This window comes from Bradyrhizobium sp. Kon56, assembly GCF_055807635.1.
In genome coordinates this window covers 18,494-35,138 of the sequence record NZ_JBVVOU010000042.1, presented here as the reverse complement: position 1 = coordinate 35,138, position 16,645 = coordinate 18,494, and the positions used below count along the sequence as shown (strand labels likewise).

General features: G+C 58.2%; 13 protein-coding genes and 1 pseudogene. 8 read left to right on the top strand and 6 right to left on the bottom strand.

The genetic code is table 11. The annotated features are described in order from the left end of the window. Window positions 1-563: 563 nt before the first annotated feature. Both AC0L3B_RS35030 and AC0L3B_RS35025 read left to right on the top strand, forming a co-directional pair. Window positions 564-1,001 carry a hypothetical protein gene (locus tag AC0L3B_RS35030; RefSeq protein WP_085383470.1) on the top strand — a complete coding sequence of 146 codons (438 nt, stop codon included), beginning with the start codon at window positions 564-566 and terminating at the stop codon, window positions 999-1,001. A 96-nt stretch (window positions 1,002-1,097) separates the two neighbouring features. Next, window positions 1,098-2,636 carry an OpgC domain-containing protein gene (locus AC0L3B_RS35025; protein ID WP_473382062.1) on the top strand — a complete coding sequence of 513 codons (1,539 nt, stop codon included), beginning with the start codon at window positions 1,098-1,100 and terminating at the stop codon, window positions 2,634-2,636. A 360-nt stretch (window positions 2,637-2,996) separates the two neighbouring features. Here the strand turns inward: AC0L3B_RS35025 and AC0L3B_RS35020 are convergent, their stop codons facing one another. Together AC0L3B_RS35020 and AC0L3B_RS35015 are read right to left on the bottom strand one after the other, a co-directional pair. Continuing rightward, window positions 2,997-3,206 (bottom strand): hypothetical protein, encoded by a 210-nt coding sequence (locus tag AC0L3B_RS35020; protein ID WP_231188839.1) that lies wholly within the window; start codon window positions 3,204-3,206, stop codon window positions 2,997-2,999. 961 nt (window positions 3,207-4,167) lie between these two features. After that, window positions 4,168-4,965, bottom strand: a complete 798-nt coding sequence (locus tag AC0L3B_RS35015) for an alpha/beta fold hydrolase (RefSeq protein ID WP_085383469.1) — start codon at window positions 4,963-4,965, stop codon at window positions 4,168-4,170. A gap of 346 nt (window positions 4,966-5,311) precedes the next feature. On the opposite strand from AC0L3B_RS35015, the gene AC0L3B_RS35010 reads away from it, so the two are divergent. The 4 genes and pseudogenes from AC0L3B_RS35010 to AC0L3B_RS34995 all read left to right on the top strand — a co-directional run bounded on the left by AC0L3B_RS35010 (window position 5,312) and on the right by AC0L3B_RS34995 (window position 9,767). Beyond that, entirely contained in the window at window positions 5,312-5,512 is a 201-nt protein-coding gene (locus tag AC0L3B_RS35010; RefSeq protein ID WP_085349977.1) for a DUF6494 family protein, read from the top strand. A gap of 220 nt (window positions 5,513-5,732) precedes the next feature. After that, window positions 5,733-6,169 (top strand): annotated as a pseudogene (locus tag AC0L3B_RS35005) (IS5 family transposase); the annotation flags it as partial. A 194-nt stretch (window positions 6,170-6,363) separates the two neighbouring features. Further along, on the top strand, window positions 6,364-6,621 hold the full coding sequence (locus AC0L3B_RS35000; RefSeq protein WP_085383468.1) for a PilZ domain-containing protein: 258 nt from the start codon (window positions 6,364-6,366) through the stop codon (window positions 6,619-6,621). Between the two features lie 2,909 nt (window positions 6,622-9,530). Further along, window positions 9,531-9,767, top strand: coding sequence for a hypothetical protein (locus AC0L3B_RS34995; RefSeq protein WP_085383467.1), 237 nt, complete (start codon window positions 9,531-9,533; stop codon window positions 9,765-9,767). A gap of 1,702 nt (window positions 9,768-11,469) precedes the next feature. On the opposite strand, the gene AC0L3B_RS34990 is transcribed toward AC0L3B_RS34995, so the two are convergent. Both AC0L3B_RS34990 and AC0L3B_RS34985 read right to left on the bottom strand, forming a co-directional pair. Then, window positions 11,470-11,916, bottom strand: a complete 447-nt coding sequence (locus AC0L3B_RS34990) for a hypothetical protein (RefSeq protein ID WP_473382059.1) — start codon at window positions 11,914-11,916, stop codon at window positions 11,470-11,472. 861 nt (window positions 11,917-12,777) lie between these two features. Further along, on the bottom strand, window positions 12,778-13,677 hold the full coding sequence (locus tag AC0L3B_RS34985; protein ID WP_473382055.1) for a hypothetical protein: 900 nt from the start codon (window positions 13,675-13,677) through the stop codon (window positions 12,778-12,780). A gap of 1,151 nt (window positions 13,678-14,828) precedes the next feature. Between AC0L3B_RS34985 and AC0L3B_RS34980 the strand changes: the two genes are divergently transcribed. Together AC0L3B_RS34980 and AC0L3B_RS34975 are read left to right on the top strand one after the other, a co-directional pair. After that, the gene (locus tag AC0L3B_RS34980) at window positions 14,829-15,038 is read left to right on the top strand and encodes a hypothetical protein (protein WP_007595423.1); all 210 of its coding nucleotides are present in this window, start codon (window positions 14,829-14,831) and stop codon (window positions 15,036-15,038) included. Window positions 15,039-15,357: 319 nt separating this feature from the next. Next, window positions 15,358-15,534, top strand: a complete 177-nt coding sequence (locus AC0L3B_RS34975) for a hypothetical protein (protein WP_157643135.1) — start codon at window positions 15,358-15,360, stop codon at window positions 15,532-15,534. A gap of 180 nt (window positions 15,535-15,714) precedes the next feature. Here AC0L3B_RS34975 and AC0L3B_RS34970 read toward each other — a convergent pair whose 3' ends face one another. Together AC0L3B_RS34970 and AC0L3B_RS34965 are read right to left on the bottom strand one after the other, a co-directional pair. Continuing rightward, window positions 15,715-15,927: a hypothetical protein gene (locus AC0L3B_RS34970; protein ID WP_018459962.1), complete on the bottom strand. Its 213-nt coding sequence runs from the start codon at window positions 15,925-15,927 to the stop codon at window positions 15,715-15,717. Between the two features lie 230 nt (window positions 15,928-16,157). Then, window positions 16,158-16,292 carry a hypothetical protein gene (locus AC0L3B_RS34965; protein WP_007595432.1) on the bottom strand — a complete coding sequence of 45 codons (135 nt, stop codon included), beginning with the start codon at window positions 16,290-16,292 and terminating at the stop codon, window positions 16,158-16,160. Window positions 16,293-16,645 lie beyond the last annotated feature (353 nt).

The following is a 16,645-nucleotide window of genomic DNA, read 5'->3' as shown; positions in this document are numbered from 1 at the left end:
GCGCTTCAAAGCGCGGCTCAACAAAAGGCCCAGCGGCCAAATCCATTGCAGCCAACTTTTGCAACAAAATCGGCCAGGAAGAGACATTTATCTCGCGCTGCGCGTTATGCGATCTGAGTCCGTCTCGCGCGCCGTGCCCTTCTATGCCTCAGCGGTTGTGTGAAACCTCCGCGCGTTCATAAATCGTGAGTTGTGTTTGCCGTTGATCAGATCATGCTCTTCCAGTCGACTAGGTAAACGTGTGCCCGAATCGGACATCTAGTGCGCTGTCAAGCTCGCCGCTCGGCACGCAGTGACACGCAAGGTTCGAGCCGAGCTGACGCGGCTTTAAACGGTATCAGTCAGCCCCACCTTGACACTTTTCGCGACAGGTCAGTGCCGCTGCTTGAACCCGCTGCCGCTGCTGCACTCCCCGCTGTGCCACTGCTCATCGAAAGGTAGGGCTCAGTTCCTGGGCGGTTGCAGCGATCAGCGCCGTTCACGACGTACCATATTTCGTTAGGTTTCTCGGGCCTCGCGACGCCGCGATGGCCGCAATGTCTCGATCTCTGGGAGGGAGAGACATGATGAAGCGATCGCCTATTCTCTCTCTGGTGGCTGTCGCGAGCTTCACCGTCCTATGGTTTGTTCTGGATGCCGATCTGCATTTTAGAAGGGCGGCTGCCACTGCAACAACAGCCATGCCACCCGAGGTCGTAGCTGCCGAGCCTTTCAGAATGGCCCACGCCGCTAACAAAAGGTCGATGAGGATACTTGCACTGGATCAGGCTAAGCATCTCGCTTTCTGGACGTCCGTTTTGAAGAATAGAAAGCAGGCCTGTGGAGCTGTTGTTCGGACCATGTATCAAGGCGGCACCGAATCTGGGGTCGATGCTTGGCGCATTGGCTGCCGGGACGGCAGCGAATATTCGATAACAATTAATCCGGACGCGCATGGCTCTGAGGCGGAGTTTCCGGTTTCGGTTTGCAGTGGAATCGCTTTCGCCCGAGGTGCTGAATAGCCCCGTCATTGAGCGTTCAGCACCCGCGAGATCGCCTCTTTATGCCAGCTGTTATCCGCTGTCCCGGCGCGTCCTCGCCAACATGCGAGGATGATCATGACGATTACCCGATCACGACGTGAAACGGTGGAGTTCGAGCACCCATTTCGGATCACAAGCTTGGAGCGGATACTACCGGCTGGCTCCTATGAAGTGATTACCGACGAAGAATTAATGGAAGGAATGGAAGGATTATCATTTCCGTCCTTTCGGTCCGTCGCCACCATGATGATGGTGCCTGCGCCGCCGCCGCGCAGCTCTTTCGTCGAGATGGTGGCGATCAGTTCGATCGATCTGTCCGATGCCCGGGAGCCGATGCGATCGTATCGCGTTAGTGACGCGCCGGCCCACCTCGACAAGCATCGGACTGCGCTGAACATTGACGGTCGCCGGATGCTGGCGGAGATCGAGCGAAACGCGTTGCGCGGACTGCATCCGCAGCCCGAACCCGAGTTGCTCGCGGCGCCTGCGATGCCATTGGCGGGCCCGCGGCCGCAGCCGAAAGGGCTAGGCCGCGACCTACGCATCGATGCTTGCCGCGGCCTCGCGCTCTGGTGCATCTTTTTGAATCATTTCCCCAACAACATCGGAAGCTGGCTGACGCTGCGGAACTACGGCTTCAGTGATAGCGCGGAAGTATTCATGTTCGTCTCGGGTGTGACCTGCGCACTGGCTTACGGCAGCGCACATTCGCGCGATGGCTGGCCCGGCGTCATCACCCGTACGCTGTGGCGAAGCTGGGACATTTATGCTGCATTTCTATTGCTCACTATAGCTTGCGCCATCATGGTCTACCTAACCGGCGGTGGCCGGATCGCCGACGAGAGCAACACGCGCCTTTTGCTGGAACATCCGGGTGCGGCGCTCGCGCATGCGGCGATCCTGCAATACCGTCCGGTCAATACCGACGTCTTGCCGATTTTCGTGGTTTATCATCTTTTGTTTGCACCACTATTGTGGTTGCTGTTGCGAGTGCCGAACGTGACACTCGGCGCGTCGCTCTTGCTTTATGCGCTGGTACACGTCTTCGGCTGGACCGTCCCGGCCTGGCCCAACAACGTGTGGTTCTTCAACCCGCTGGCTTGGCAGCTGCTGGTTGTGCTCGGCGCCTGGTGTGTCATTGCGGGCAAGGGAGTCTGGCCCTGGATGACCTGTCGCATCGCGCTTGTACTTGCAGTTCTCTATCTGACTTTTAGCCTGATCGTCGCATTGAGTTGGTGGCTCACGACCCTGGAAGATCTGGTCCCACAAGCGCTCGCCAGTGTGGTTTACCAAGTCGACAAATCGGATCTCGCTCCCTTGCGGTTGCTGCATTTTTTAGCGCTTGCGATTTTGGCGGTATGGCTCGTACCCCGCGATTGGCAAGGACTGCCGATGCCGCTGATGCGCGCAGCGATCCGCTGTGGGGAGAATTCGCTGGCAATCTATTGTCTCGGTGTTCTGCTGGCGCTCGCCAGCCAAATAGCGCTGGCCGACATCTCGAATGGTCTTGCGATGCAGATCGCGCTCAGCCTCGCCGGCATCCTGCTGATGATCGCCGCCGCAACGCTGCTGAACTCAATCAGGATCAAACCCAGGCAGCCACGATTGATTTGAAGACTTGAGGAAACTTGTTGGCCAGAGAGGCGAGCAGGCAAAATTCGGGAGAAGGCTGCCAACGGCCAGCCTCCACGTCTTCTCTTCCGGGAGGCGATCAAGCTGCGAACTTCACGCGGTGACACGATTTGCAGCGTGATGCGAACGTTGAGATGCTTCCTCCCAAAATCGCAACATGACCGCTTCGGGTCAAAACGCGAAGAACTGAACGTGAGTTGATCTGGTCTGCCATCCCTCAATCAGCGGACCTTGTGGAGGGGCTCGACTTTGTCGCCCAAAACGGCCGCCCGATCGCCTCTCAGCGCACGCGAGGAATTATGTCGACACATGAGCTTAAGGATGCTCAGAGTCGGCAGCACATCATTGGTGGTCAAGCCGCACCACGTCATTCGCCAATTTCGGCGAGCTGCGGCGCAGGAGGAAGCACACCCCGCAAAGTGTCTCCTTCCTCCACATGAGGCGGCAGGTGAAGGTTTCGGAATGTTCGTCGAACGATAGCGCAAATTCGCTGGCGAATATGTAGTACGGCGTGGAGATGCAGGCTCCCAGGGCGCTGATGTCGCGCACCACGCACGGATGGGTCCCACTCATCCACCAAACGACAGCCGCGCCGCCCGGTTGATCGGTATCCGCTCCATTGCTCGACGTTCGACCATGGCGAGATTCTCCAATGAAGAGGTAACTTCCAATCGAGCCATCGCAGCGATCGCGATTGGACCTCTACAGAGTCAGTTTTCCGATGCCGCCGAGCCCGGAAAACGGCAATATCTGCACGTTGATCTGCACCGCCTAGGCTAACAAGCAGTATTTTGTCTCATTAAAACTAAACCGGATCGCGCGGTTAATCCGCCGACGTTGGTACCCACCTCACAAGCAAATGAAACCGCTCAGGACACGTCTTTTCCACGAAAATGAGGTATTTCACAGCACTTTCAGCGAACCTGAGCTACTATTAATTGAACTGAGTGATTTTACGTCCTCCGGCCTGACAATGGCGGTTTTTAAATAGTCATAGTAAGGCGCGCTGATGAGTAGGCCTGGTCAGGGGCACAACCGCATGACAGTTCTGCACGAACGCGTTTGGTTTCTAAGATCTCAACTGACAGAGCTTCAGAACCCTCGCAGCCGGGTTGAGCAAGCCGAGGAACGAAGTCGGCAAACGTTCAAAAGTCACAGGTGTCTCGGCGATGCGTCGCCGATTGCGGCGACAGCGGCGTTTTGTTTTCTAGCCACACACCGTGGCGACGAACGTGCCGTAGGCTCGCAGCCACGAAGCATCAGAGATCTCTGGCCGAAAAAAGCGCCCGCGTTGACTTGTTCGGCTTTGGGTCAAAGGCAGCCCTCGGCAGCTTGCATGATCGGGTCGGCTCATCTCCCGGAAGCGGCCCTCGCAGCGCTCTAACTGAGGTCGGTCACGGGCCATGTGTGGAAGTCGTTCGTACACTGGCTACTCGCAAGCCGAGCGAGACGGATCGCTCGGCTACAATTTAGTTATGGCCGCCCAGGAAAGTCGTTCCTGATCAGATCAATCTCACGCTGCTTTCACCAGCACGTCAGTCAACCAATCCGGCTCGGCGATCATAACGGAGTGGCCAGACGTCGCGTTTTCGAGGACGGTCCAAGAATTATCGGACTTGCACTCCCCTGCCGCTTTGTCCAAGGCCGCTAACTGGAATTTGGGTAAGCGGATGTAGGTTTTCTTCGCGACCCTTTCGCGTGCGCCGGAGAGCTTCACAGATTGCAGCCATGTGCCAATCGGTTGAGGAGTTACCTTCGATAGAACCCAAGCAACGTCTTTGGGGTCGCTAAAGGCCGTCGGGGGGAGCGCTTTGGGAGCCGGACGGCTGATTGCACCCTCCTCTATCGGGAAGGAGACCAAGTCTCGGAATGACTCCCCGTCGGCAGGCTTTATTGCATCAACCCAGACGATAGATGACACACGGTTTCCAACGCGCTCAAGCGCGCCCGATGCGGGACATCCGGCATACGAATGGGCAACGAGGCAAATGTCTGTGAGGTCTTCCCATTCGACGAGATTTGCGATGTCCGTGATGTGCGTGTCGAGATTTATGTCTCTGCTGAGGAGATGCGAGCGTTCTGCCAATCCCGTAAGCGTAAGCGCATAGACTTTGTGGCCCTGTTTTTCGAGCCTCTCGGTGACGCGATGCCAACACCAAGCTCCGTAAAAGGCTCCGCCAATAAGAACAAAAGTCTTTTGCGCGGATTGAGCACGTGCGCTGCTGATGCTTGATGAAGTTACCGAGACCGCGCTTACTCCGGCCGCGAGACTGCCGATCAATCTGCGGCGGGTGACGTCTGACAAGGTCATGAAATCTCTCCGTGCAAAAAAATGGGTACCATACGAGTGCAACAGTGTAATCGCCAAAACCGAACAAATGGAAGATGACTTCAGCGGCCTTCGAAGGAATATTTTTTTTGACCGGTCACTGACTTCCGCCATGGGTCACAAGCGGCGGTCGGCGACAGCTCCAGCCGTGTCCGGTCCACCTCAAACGGCCGACCTTGCGCCGCCTCGGGTGTAGTCTTCAGCTCCGGGCCGACGTTGTAGGCAATCAGGTTGAGGAGGAAGTCGGGGGTGACGCGAGTTGGGCCTCGATGTTGGGTCTTTGCTCACCTCGTGTTAGACATCGCCTGACCGACCAGGGAGAACAGCCATGACCGCCGAGTTCGATGAAGACCGCTTCAATATGGCTATCCGTAAATTTCTGAAGCATGTCGGAGTTACATCGCAGCGTGAAATCGAAAACCTAGTGCGCAGCGGGGCGGTGAAAGGTGGCCAGCTCAAACTGCGAATGACCCTGTCGGCTGAGGGGACGGCGCTGAAACATGTAGTCGAGGAAACAATCGCACTCTGACGATGTCCCGGCTGCCCCGGCATTGCCGCCCTGTTGGTGGAGCATTCAATCCTGTTGATTTCCAGCAACGACTGCTTTGGGTCATTTTCGACAGTTTTGGCACAGAGTGCGGGATGGTTGATGTCCGTTCGTGTCCAAAAGCGCCGTACCAGTGTCTGCCCATGAGCGTTGCGTTTGGCCGGATGGCCGTGATTCAAACTCCCGAACTGGAGCTCGAATCATGCGCTACGAACTCTCCGACGACGAATGGACCGTCATCAGGCCGATGCTACCAAACAAGTCGCGCGGCGTGCCACGGGTGAATGACCGCCGCGTCCTCAATGGCATCTACTGGGTTCTTCGATCCGGGGCGCCATGGCGTGATCTTCCGGCGGCATTCGGTCCTTACACGACTTGCTACAACCGCTTTGTTCGCTGGCGGCGGGCTGGTGTCTGGGGCTGCATCATAGACGCACTTGCCGTTGCCCACGATGCCGCTGTCCAAATGATCGACACCTCGATTGTCCGTGGGCATCAGCATGGAGCCTGCATCACAAGGAATGAGCGCCAATCGATGGGAAGATACGCGGCGGCTTGACGAGCAAAATCCAGGCGGTGGTCGATAGCAATGGCCTGCCTATACGGCTGTCAGCCCGGACAAGCCAAGTCAGAACTATCGACCACATCAAGGTCTTCTCCACGGTCGATGCCGCGGAAGCGTGGTTCGAGGAGAAGCATCTGCCCGACAGTTACCGTCGCTGCGACCCGCGCCTGATCGATTAACGCACCCCTAATTGCTCCCGAGGATTCGAGCGAGACTTTCCGCGACAAGTTTCAACAATTTCTCATCTGTGGCTCGTAGTCTCGCGGTCATGGAAAAACGCAACGTACGCCGGCGGCGCGTCTTGAAAGCCGCGATGATCGAATTTCCTGGGGGCGCCTTCAGCTGCGTCGTCCGTGACCTGTCTGACGGCGGGGCCAACTTGGATGTACCAAGTCAAATTGGTATACCGCACGAGTTCATGCTGAGCATCCCGACGGCGGAATTGCACCGGCCGTGCCGAACGGTGTGGCGCTCGGCCAAGCGGATCGGGATCGCCTTTGCTTCCGGAGAGACAGTAGGGTCGTAAGCATCAATCCGGGCTCTCGCAGATGCGCTCCATGCGCGCGAGCTCGTCGATGTCGTGCTGATGCTGCCCTATGCCGCCGATCGAACTCCGGCTGCCGCGGTGCCGTCAAGTCGCGCGCGAGTCAATGGAGGCGCGTAGCTTCCTGATGATCTCGCGCAGGTTCGCATATTCCTCGATGATGCGTCGAGCTTCCTCCATGCGCGAAGGCTCTGGGTCCGGCGCCTCTCTATTCGGGCCTGGCTCGTGCGAGGGGCTCATGGCCGAAGGCTCGTCGACAACCACTGCTGAGCATTGAGACGGATCAAAGGACGCCGGACGATCTGCTTTTCCACACCCACGACGCGCGGTGGCCATAGGAACGTCAGCTACATTGCCAAGTTTTCCCGATAGCCCGGGTTCGTGATCCCGGGTCAGAAGGTGAACTTGCCCCAGCTCACTATCCTTTGTGAAGCTGGGGCTTTTTCGCTGACTTCTCCATACCCCCGACGCGCAGTAGCTCGACGGCCTTCTGCACCGCCAGGAATAGATGATTTGGCGCGGATTTTGCCGAGTGGCTTCAGGAACGTTTGGGTGGTGCCGCCATTTGGAGAGCGATGACGAGCACGACCGTAGTTCTCATTCCCGGCATGCTGAAAGCCCCTTCGTCTGGCGCGCATCTACGGCTTTAGAGTCGATCGCAGAGACGGCCTGTATTACCCCGGCGGCAACCTGCCGGCATGCTCGAAGGCTTTGGCAGAGAAGATGATCGAAGGCGGCTGGTTGGTGAAACAGGGGGAGCGTTATCAGCCTACAGAGAAGTGTTGGAAAGCAGGAAGAGCAGGTTCGGATGCTTGTGGAAAACAGGTTGGCTAGAGCTGCATGAGAGCGGGACCTACGTGCGGCTACTGGCTGCCGGGCAGGACATTAGGAACCGCGCCATGATTACCCGGTTTGCCGTCGCGCTAGCTGTCTTCCTTCGAGCTAGCGGAGCGGCCCCGGCATCATCCCCCAGGCGCCCAAGCCGGAGCAGTCTCTCCGCGGCCTGCGGAGGAGCCGCTGCGCAAATGAACACATATGATGCTCCAAGTTGCGCCTGAACGGAGACTCAGCTTTAAATGCGTTTATTGCGACCAAATTGCTTTCCCGAGGACCATCGTGAACAGCGAAGCCGGATGCACAGCTTGTAGTCAGCCCCGAGTACTCAAGGCCTTTTTCCCCACGACCAAAGGTTATGAGCTGAAGATCTACGAATGCGCCAGCTGCGGCAGCGATCTCAGGCTTGTGACCAAAGTGTCTAAATCATCTGGGCGCAAGGCGCCGAAGGGAAGACTTCCTTTGAGTACGCGGACGAAAACCATCGCGGCAGCGCTAAGGGGGGCCGCTCGTGCCGCAGCTACTCCAAAGCTGAAGGGCCGCCCGTCACCGTGAATCGCCGCAGCCTTCGCCTGCAAAAAAGCCAGCCTCGTAGGGCGGCCGGCAGAAGCACTGGGTCAAAGTCAAGAATTGCAGCCATCCCGCCATGGAGCGCGAGCTGTGAGACCGGTCTTGCTCGTATGGATTCGAGGGCTCCGCGGCCCTACCGCTGAGATTTGGCGGGACAACCTCGAAGTATACCGGAGCCGATCGGCTGAGCAGGCCCTCGCCTCCACGAACTTGCCGATGCCGAAGCACACGAACCACTTGATCGGCTGGCCAGAAAGTATCCTCTCGACCGGGAGCCCGACGATTGAGGCAGGTTGGCGTCCCGCTTCGAGGTTGAGCGGAGTGACCAGGAGTTCAACACGAGCAGATGCACTCGCCGGACGATTTTAGGAATCACTTCCGATCCTGGCCACACACCGATCTGTCATCGGACAAGACAAAAAGAAACCCCGCCAGCATGGGGCCGCCACGATGAGGCGGTCGCCGATCCGACAATGTCCCTGCCACAGAATCATCGCTCCGTCGGGCATATCTAGGGAATGCAGGTGCAGTGTCCGAAATGTCGGGTGATAGCTGCTGTCGGGACCACTAAGTGGTTCTTCGATGGTGGCACATGTCCAGAACTCGATGGATCAGCCGCTGGCGATGCCGGGGACTATCAACAGTGCAACGTTCTCGCCAAGGCGGTGGCGGAAACATTCGCTGCCCACGGGCTTCTAAAGCGCTAGTAGCGGCCGGCCAGCGTCCGGCGGGCTGCCCGCTTACCCTCGGCACGAAGCCATTTCGCACACCGGCGAAATTTTCTTGAAACATAGCAGGTCGAAGCTGATCGCATCAGCTACGGGGATGCCACATGCTAGTCCTGATGAACCTGATTTGGCGCCGCCTTGCCTACACAATGCTGATCGGTATGCGCTCTAAGCTCGTCCGGCAGTAAGGACTAGGCGGCTGTCCGTTAGGAGGCCACCACCATGCCCAAACAGATCGCGATAGCCCTTTGGTCCTTGGCCGCTGCGTGCGTTGTCGCATTCAGCTTGGCAGCGTTGGTTGCATCACACTAGAAGCGAAAAACCCGCCAGCTCCGGTAGCCGGCGGGTTCTCTATGCCCATGCGTACCGCGGTACTGCGGGCCTGAGCCGGCGCTTTAATTCCCTTCGTATCGCGGTAGTCGCCCAAAGTAGCGCGGTCTCAGCAACCGCCATCGACCCGGTGCGGTCCTGTCGGCGGCCGCAGAGACTGACGAGGGCCCTGCGGGATCGAGATATGGCTGTATGAGCGATCTCAGGCCGCTTGCACTGGTCCAGCCATTTTGCAGAAATTCGGAATAGACCTCTGCGACGATTTAATTTGATTTAATTGCGCCTTTAAGATAACGATCGTTTTAAATCGCATTTTCGATTTAATTCGACGGGCGCCAAGATTTGATTGGCTTCCCAGATTCTCGCAGTAGGTGCCCGAGACAATCGATTTGCGCTCTGCGGGGCGAACCCTTAACTCGGAGGAAAACTATGGCGCAGAACAGTTCGCATTCGACACGCATCGTAAAGTCTGGCTCAATCAGCTTCGGCCGTTCAAAAGCAGATTGCTTGATCCGCAGCATCTCTGAATACGGTGCCGCCCTTGATGTTGCAGGAGATGAAAAGATTCCCGACGAATTCGCGCTGACTGTCATTCCGGACGGTGGCCCACGTCGCTGTTCAGTCGTCTGGCGTAAAGAAAAACGTATCGCTGTCGCATTCTATTGACACGCCACCAACTCATGCCGATGCAGATCGAAGATCTTAGGGCAAAGCGCTGACTCTGGAAGAGGTATCACCTGCGCGTCGAACGCCAAGACAAGGCGATCCGTCTATTCACGCGCAACGGCCACGACTGGACCTCCGCTTCCCCTGGATCGTCCAGGCCGCACTGGAGAACCGCGCGCAACACTTCGTCGTGGACGGCGAAGCCGTAGTTGCTCGGCGTCGTCGTCGCCATCTGAGCGAGCAGAATTACGCATGGAACGCCCCTACAATAATCATACACAAAAACTGCGAGGCCGCTAACGCGGTAAATGTGGCCCAGTACAACGTTTGCATCAACTGGCGTCAAGATGCTTCTACCGGATACAACGGGCGCCTTTCGCTGAAATGAAAAGCCCGCCCACCTGGGAGCCGGCGGGATGACTAGGATTGCGATCCGGACAGACTGCGAAATTACTTTAGCACAAAGGCACGCCAGCGAGAACCGGCGGATGGTGGGCAATCGAAAGCTTTCAAAATGCGCCCGCCTGCTACGTGCTGAGCAACCGCAGGACCGAGCCGCATCACAGATCAACAGGTGGCGTACCAACCATCCGGAAGCGGTAGCAGAGGCCAGGTGCCCGCGTTGTCATTCGCGACCTCGGGCATGACCTTGATGGTTCTCCGCCCACTCGCACCCTCAGTAGGAGTGGAAGAGAGGCAGGCAGCAGGCGCACGCCCGCGACCATGGGAGCGTTGCTCCGAAAGCTCTGTGCTGAAGTGGGTAGACTCGATGGAGGGCATAAAGTGCAGTCCGCGCGCTGGAAGCGCTGAAATTGAATGGAGGGAAAACGCCCGGCTCAGATCACGCCCACAATGATCAAAACTCCGACCTCCACCAGTAGGAGCGTACCCGTTGCTGCGGAGATGATAAACCAATCACCTAATGACAGGAACTGCATGATTCGCCTCCCAATTTGCCAAAGAAGCGGCCCCTACATCCATTGGACGGCGTGAGCAGGGGGCACGATAATGGGGCCGCTTCCAGGAGGTCCTTGACGCGTGCGTCCGGCGCCAAGCATTCGCATCCTAATCCAAATTTAAATCTCGTCTAGCATTTAATTCAGGTAATTCATTTTTATTGTTCCATATTTAATCGGGTGACATTTGAAAAGATTGCAAGCCGCCGATCTCCTGGTTGAGCGAGCCAGGGGTGCTTTTTTGGCGGGGAGCTATCTATCTGCTTGGTCGCGCCATTCGAGCGGCGAGCTCGGGCCCGACCTACATCGGGCCGCCGCCGCATGGGGTTTGTTGGTATCGACGCCCACAAAAGGAAGCGGTCAGCGACGATCTGGACGCACCTGGAGGGGCACGACTTTGCCCATGTCGCTGTGACCGGAGCGCCGGCTTTGCAGCTTCACCACCTGCTCGAGTTCGAGAGCCTCTATGGCGAGCTCATCTGCCAAGCGTTCGAAAAGTGCGCGCTTTTGCGGGTCGCTCGATCGCCTGCTCATAAGGACCAAATCCGCGGCATCAGCACGGAGTTTGTCCAATTTTTCCCTTAGGTCCGCCATGGTATTGGCCCCGTCCTAGACCCACCTCGTCATGCGGTGACGGGATGCAGGTCAACGGCGGAACACGCTATGGGTTCTTCGTTAACCGATTGTTAGGGCGTGGACTCATGGGCGCGAAGCCATAGCAAGTCTACTCGCCGCTTCGCTCGCAGCTACAAACCCCGCTTTGTGATGCCGGGAACGCGTTTGGGCGAAACGGTTGTTCGTCGCTCGACCTGCGCTTTGGCGTCCAGCACTTTATCGCCAGCTCGCGCGGCGCGCGGCCGGCTCACCTGGTCGGAAAGACTGGGGCCCTTTCCAAACGTTCCGACCAGGGGACCATTTGTCGCGTGACCACCACTGATGTTTCCTTTGGCCTGTGCTGCCGGGGCTGATGCGTTTCGGGAGGGTAATGAGCCGATGATGATCTGGTCCTCGTTGCTTGTACCCGTCCCAATGGCCCCGATCGGCAGGCCATTTTGCGCGTGACCAACCCCGACATTTCTTGCGGCCTGTGCGGCCGTCCGCGACTTTGTCGGCGTGGCGGGTTCAACGTTCGGATTGTTCAATTGATTGTTGGTGCTCGGATTTGCGCCGGTGGCGGTGTCTTTCGTCCCCATTCCGGCAGGCGCTGAGGGACCAGCGCCGGCGCTACCCGCATTCGTCCCCATTCCGGCAGGCGCCGACGGACCAGCGCTGGCGCTGCTCGCGCTTGTCCCCGTGCCCGCACCCGCCGACCCAGCATTTGCGGCGCCTCCTGGCGCGAGGACCAGCAGAGCTGAGCTGGCGACGATGGCGGCGAGCACCAAAGGGGTGGCATGGGGCATTGGACGATCTCCTTGCCAGACCGTTAACCATGATCCCCCGGCGCGGTTCCTCTGCGCCATGGCGGGTTCTGCCGCATAGTGCTGGACCGCACGCGCGCCCTCGATTGGTCGCACGCAAAACGCAAAACCGCGCGAGCTACTATTGCCGATTCAAGGTGCCATTGCAGATTAGTCAGCAGCTCTGACGGAGGTGGCCGCTCTAATGTAACACTCGGGTTGTTTCTGCTAGCCGGACCTTCTCTCTCAGCTCCTCAAGATCCTCGAGCGCGTCGAGTAGTTGCATCAGATTGCGGGTAACATGTGCCAGATTGGGCTTTGGGCGTTTGAAGATTCGAATTTTTGGTCCCATTGCTAGACGTCTCCTCGCAACGAAAATCACTGGTCCGACTGATTGGCAAGGAGCGTGCCATCTGAGCGTCCGCGGAGAGCTCCGGTGATGGGAACGCCAGTCGCTCTCCCGCCCCAATCTAACAGGGAAGGAGAGCGCCAAAAGGCTTCGCCATCCCCCACATTGGGGCGATTATCTCCCTCCCGGTTGCGAGTGAACTATGGGCTGCAAGCCGCGCGATGGCGGCAGCTGCGGAGCAAGCAACAGCCCTCGGCGCTCCGCACCGAGGTCTCGCAGCGATCGGACGCGTTGAAAACAGCTAATCCCTAGTCCTGCACGGCTTGATCGGTCTGCAGCGGCGCGTGTGGCCGCCCCCTGTCCTGCGGCCGCGGAACGGTTGGCGCAGGTTTGCGGATCGTGGCGGCAATTGGCCTGGGCAACGGCACTGGCGTCTTGGGGCGTAGGATCTGCTCGGAAGCGTTGGTGGTGATGCCGGCCAATTGTTCTTGGACCATCCTAAGCTGCTCGGCGGCATCCGCTCTGTCTCGCACCATTTGTGCCTGGACCGCCGTAAGCCGGTCGGAGAGCTGGCCAAGGTCGCGAACGATTTGATCTTGGCTGGCCTTGAGCTGCTCGATCGCTTGCGGCGGGTTCGTAAGGTCGCCCGCCAATCCCTGGAGCGCCAGCTCCGGCGAACTGGGGCCGGCTGCCTGGATCGCATCGTGCGGTGTAGTCAGCGGCCCCGGTTGCTGAAGTGCCACATAGGTTGCACTCGTCTGAGTGGTAGGCAGAGCCGAGGAGATCTCGGCTCTTTCTTGCGGCAACGAAGGTGAAACGGCACGCGCGGACCACCGATACATCATTGCTCTGACCGCATCGCCGTCGGATGACTGCGCTGCAAGAGCAGCTAAACAGATGCCGCTTGCCAACAGCAGACCGATCAGGCCGCGCAGTGCCGGCCTTCCGCGCAATGAGCTCGCCCCGCGGTCGGGTGGTCGAAACCATTTCGCGGAATTCTTCGGCTGAGAAGGGTGGCGCGTGCCATCCTGATCTAACTTGGAAAGCTGTTCGTTGACACGCGCCAGCTGTTCATCTGCACGTGCGATCTGATCATAGGCGTGGACGAGCCGTTCATCCGCGCGCGCAACAAGCTCGACGTCTTCTGGTGAGAGCGCGGGACCATGAATTTGTGAGCCGGGATATATCGGTTTAATCGGCGAATGCATCGGCGTTCCCCATCGCACCCAATGTCACCCGGACCGAGGCCGAGCATTAAATCGGGCAGGTCCACACTCCCCAACGCCGGTTTGACCAAAGCAAGGCCACAAGATGAAAACCGGAGGGCGGATTTTCGGCGACAGCGCACAGGGCTCTAATCCGTCGAGGGTCTTCGGGAACGACGGACGGCGGCGCATCGCCCGGCAACCCGACGGAGCTGGCCCTCGCGGTTCGCGGGCCCATTCAAAGCGGTCGTAGTGCCAGCGACTGCACGCTTCTCCCCCAAGCCCGCCACCAGGGCATCTCGACCACTCTCGAAGACCTGACTTTGGTGGTTACAACCCTGGCGCTGCACGCCATGAACTCCGCCGCGCGCATCGAGCAGATGCCTGCCAGCGGATGCATCTTCGTTGCGGCGAATTCGTTTCCTTGTCGCGATCGTAAACCGTTTTGACGCCGCGGCCTCGGCCTTTCTGACCCGCTTTCGTAGCTCGATGAGCTGACGGTACTCGGCTTCCAGCGGGTCGCGATAGGAGAACTGCGCGGCTGGTGCACGATAGTTCGAATTTCCATACGACGAATATCGAATCATGGAAATCGAACCCGTTTTCAGGCAACCCCCGCTAACTGGTGGTTCGGAAAAAAAGCCGATCGACGCGATCGATATTCCGTCTGGGCAAGTTGGCAACGAATGTCACTCGTTAGGCTTGATGCTACCGAGGAGGCTGGATTGCGCTCGCGCTCGTGAACCGCCTACACGGAAGCTGTGCGATCGAGATGATCCTGATGCGGTGGAGCATCAGTAGCTTGACTTCGATGCACCGACCGCAGATCAACTCGCCGTCCCCGGCCGGTGGCGCAAGAACTATCAGCTCTTCTGGCGCGAACTCTTCTTCGCAGTGATCGCAGCGGGGGATTTCGAGCATCCGCGCATTTGCTCACGCAGTTGTGGCGGATTCGATAGCCTCTTTACCCGACCGCTCGCAAGAGCTTGATCAATACCCACGGCCGAGCTGCACCAAGTTCGTTCCCAATCGGGAACGTTGTTGAAGAAATCCCGGACGTTGCCGATTTACAACCCGCGCAGCCATTCGCGATACTAAGCTCGTCCATGGAGACGACCAGACATGCTTACTTCAACATGATCGCGGGGGGCGAAATGTATGATGTCTATCGCAATGACAGGCGCTTCTTGCTCGTTCTAAGTTCAGGCTCTCCCGTGCCCGTGCTTTACTCTGCACATAAGTGGCGGAAGAGCAGGAAACGAGTTCTCAAGGTCAGCGACGAAATCAAGTCAGCCGTTCAGGCACAAGGCTATTACGTCCGCAGCCTGCGGATCACCAAGGAGCGAATGATCGACGTCGAGTAGGTGGCGAGCGGGTGTTCTCGTTGGCGCGTTTGATCACCAGCAACCAAGCCGCCATAAGCGCGCTGTTCCGCGTCGTCAACCGCCATGTCGGCAACTTCGCACCGATGCCGGGGTGTTTCCGAACCATTCGGATCGGGGCTTTTCGGAGGGTGCAGAGTGCGAGATCCTCACGATTGCGGGTGGGCATGCCGCCTAGCACGGGCGGGCCGCCCTTACGTCTCAAACGGAACTCCATGAGCAGGCCGAGATTTTGGCTTTTTCCATTGAACCTTTAATCGAACTGTCGGACGAACCTTCAATCGGAAACCGGAGGTTTCCCATGAAGCGTCTGATCTCATCTGCAATCGCCGCCGTTGCCTTCCTCATTGTTGCAACCACTATGCTGTGGTCTTACACACCTTCGGCTGAGCGCCATGTCACCCGTACAGCCATAGGTCATTGCAAGAATTTCCACAGCCTGGCCGGGACAAAAGCGTCCGAACTATTGCCTTACTAAGCGCCAATAAAATGCGTCGAGACGATGTGACCTGTAGCAGGTGGCTGGATGCCACGCCGACATGAGAGTAGGCGAAGGCGCTGCAATGGCCCGTTGCCGGATGATGTGCTCAAGATCATTATGCGCGGGACCGAGAAAGAAGCTAATCGGGCGGCTTGAACCGCGAACTGCTTTGGCAGCTTAGCTCGCCGCCGCGCCATCCAACCGCGCCAGCCCAGCCTCGATCACGGCGATATCCTCCTCGATCTGCTGGACGGTCGTCCCGAAATCAAAACCTGTACGTGCCTTTAGGTCCACGGCCAGTTTCCGACGCTGCATGCGGAGATCATCCAGAGCCCTTCGATTGTTCAAGCGAACGTAACCGTCCACAATCAGCTCGATTGCGTTTGGCATCCCACCCCCTGTCGTGATCGACCGGCGCCGAACCGCTTACACACTTCAAAACGGCATCTCTTCGCAAATTGTGTGCAGCAGCCCAAGCCGACCTGACGCCAGGAGAGCAAGGGGCTGCACAGTTTAATGGAAAGACCGGCTCCCAATGTCGCGATTGCGCGTTGTTCATCCCTTTCGAGATCGCCCCATGAGATGCCGTCCATGACGGGTCTCCGTCGCAAAAGAACTATTTAAAATCCAAACGCGCGACCGATCTGCCGCAGCATAGCCATGGCCGCGTCGGTGTACCGACCGTGGGTCAGGTATTGATCCACTTGCGCTGTACTGATCAGCGCAACAACGAAGACCGTGAAGCCCTTAAGCATTGGGGCGTCTCCTGAAAGAGACCGCCAACCGGGCGTGTCGAATAGACTGTTCTCAGAATGCGCTGCCGCATAATGCGACTGTATGTAAATGGTGACAGTGACCGGTAACCAATCCCTTAACCGGCGTTAGGTGCGCGCGCCAAAGGCCGAGGCGAAGGCGCTGCAAGAGCCGTTGCTCATGTGCTCTAGGTCTTGATGCGAGAGTTAGGAAAGGAAGATTAGCCGCTGCACAGAGGCGCGCGGTTCCTCGATAGCGCAAACAAGAAGCGGCGAGTGTTAGTCCCCACAAAATGGAAGTCACTTCTTCATGGCGTCTGCTGCATCGGGGGACCACGAACGGATTTCCGGTCTAT

Coding starts and splice junctions, on each gene's coding strand:
- AC0L3B_RS35015 (WP_085383469.1), bottom strand. CDS start 4,965: ATGACCTTGTCAGACGTCACCCGCCGCAGATTGATCGGCAGTCTCGCG.
- AC0L3B_RS34965 (WP_007595432.1), bottom strand. CDS start 16,292: ATGCTTAAGGGCTTCACGGTCTTCGTTGTTGCGCTGATCAGTACAGCG.
- AC0L3B_RS35025 (WP_473382062.1), top strand. CDS start 1,098: ATGACGATTACCCGATCACGACGTGAAACGGTGGAGTTCGAGCACCCA.
- AC0L3B_RS34985 (WP_473382055.1), bottom strand. CDS start 13,677: ATGCATTCGCCGATTAAACCGATATATCCCGGCTCACAAATTCATGGT.
- AC0L3B_RS34980 (WP_007595423.1), top strand. CDS start 14,829: ATGTATGATGTCTATCGCAATGACAGGCGCTTCTTGCTCGTTCTAAGT.
- AC0L3B_RS35010 (WP_085349977.1), top strand. CDS start 5,312: ATGACCGCCGAGTTCGATGAAGACCGCTTCAATATGGCTATCCGTAAA.
- AC0L3B_RS34975 (WP_157643135.1), top strand. CDS start 15,358: ATGAAGCGTCTGATCTCATCTGCAATCGCCGCCGTTGCCTTCCTCATT.
- AC0L3B_RS35030 (WP_085383470.1), top strand. CDS start 564: ATGATGAAGCGATCGCCTATTCTCTCTCTGGTGGCTGTCGCGAGCTTC.
- AC0L3B_RS34970 (WP_018459962.1), bottom strand. CDS start 15,927: ATGCCAAACGCAATCGAGCTGATTGTGGACGGTTACGTTCGCTTGAAC.
- AC0L3B_RS35000 (WP_085383468.1), top strand. CDS start 6,364: ATGGAAAAACGCAACGTACGCCGGCGGCGCGTCTTGAAAGCCGCGATG.
- AC0L3B_RS34995 (WP_085383467.1), top strand. CDS start 9,531: ATGGCGCAGAACAGTTCGCATTCGACACGCATCGTAAAGTCTGGCTCA.
- AC0L3B_RS34990 (WP_473382059.1), bottom strand. CDS start 11,916: ATGGGGACGAAAGACACCGCCACCGGCGCAAATCCGAGCACCAACAAT.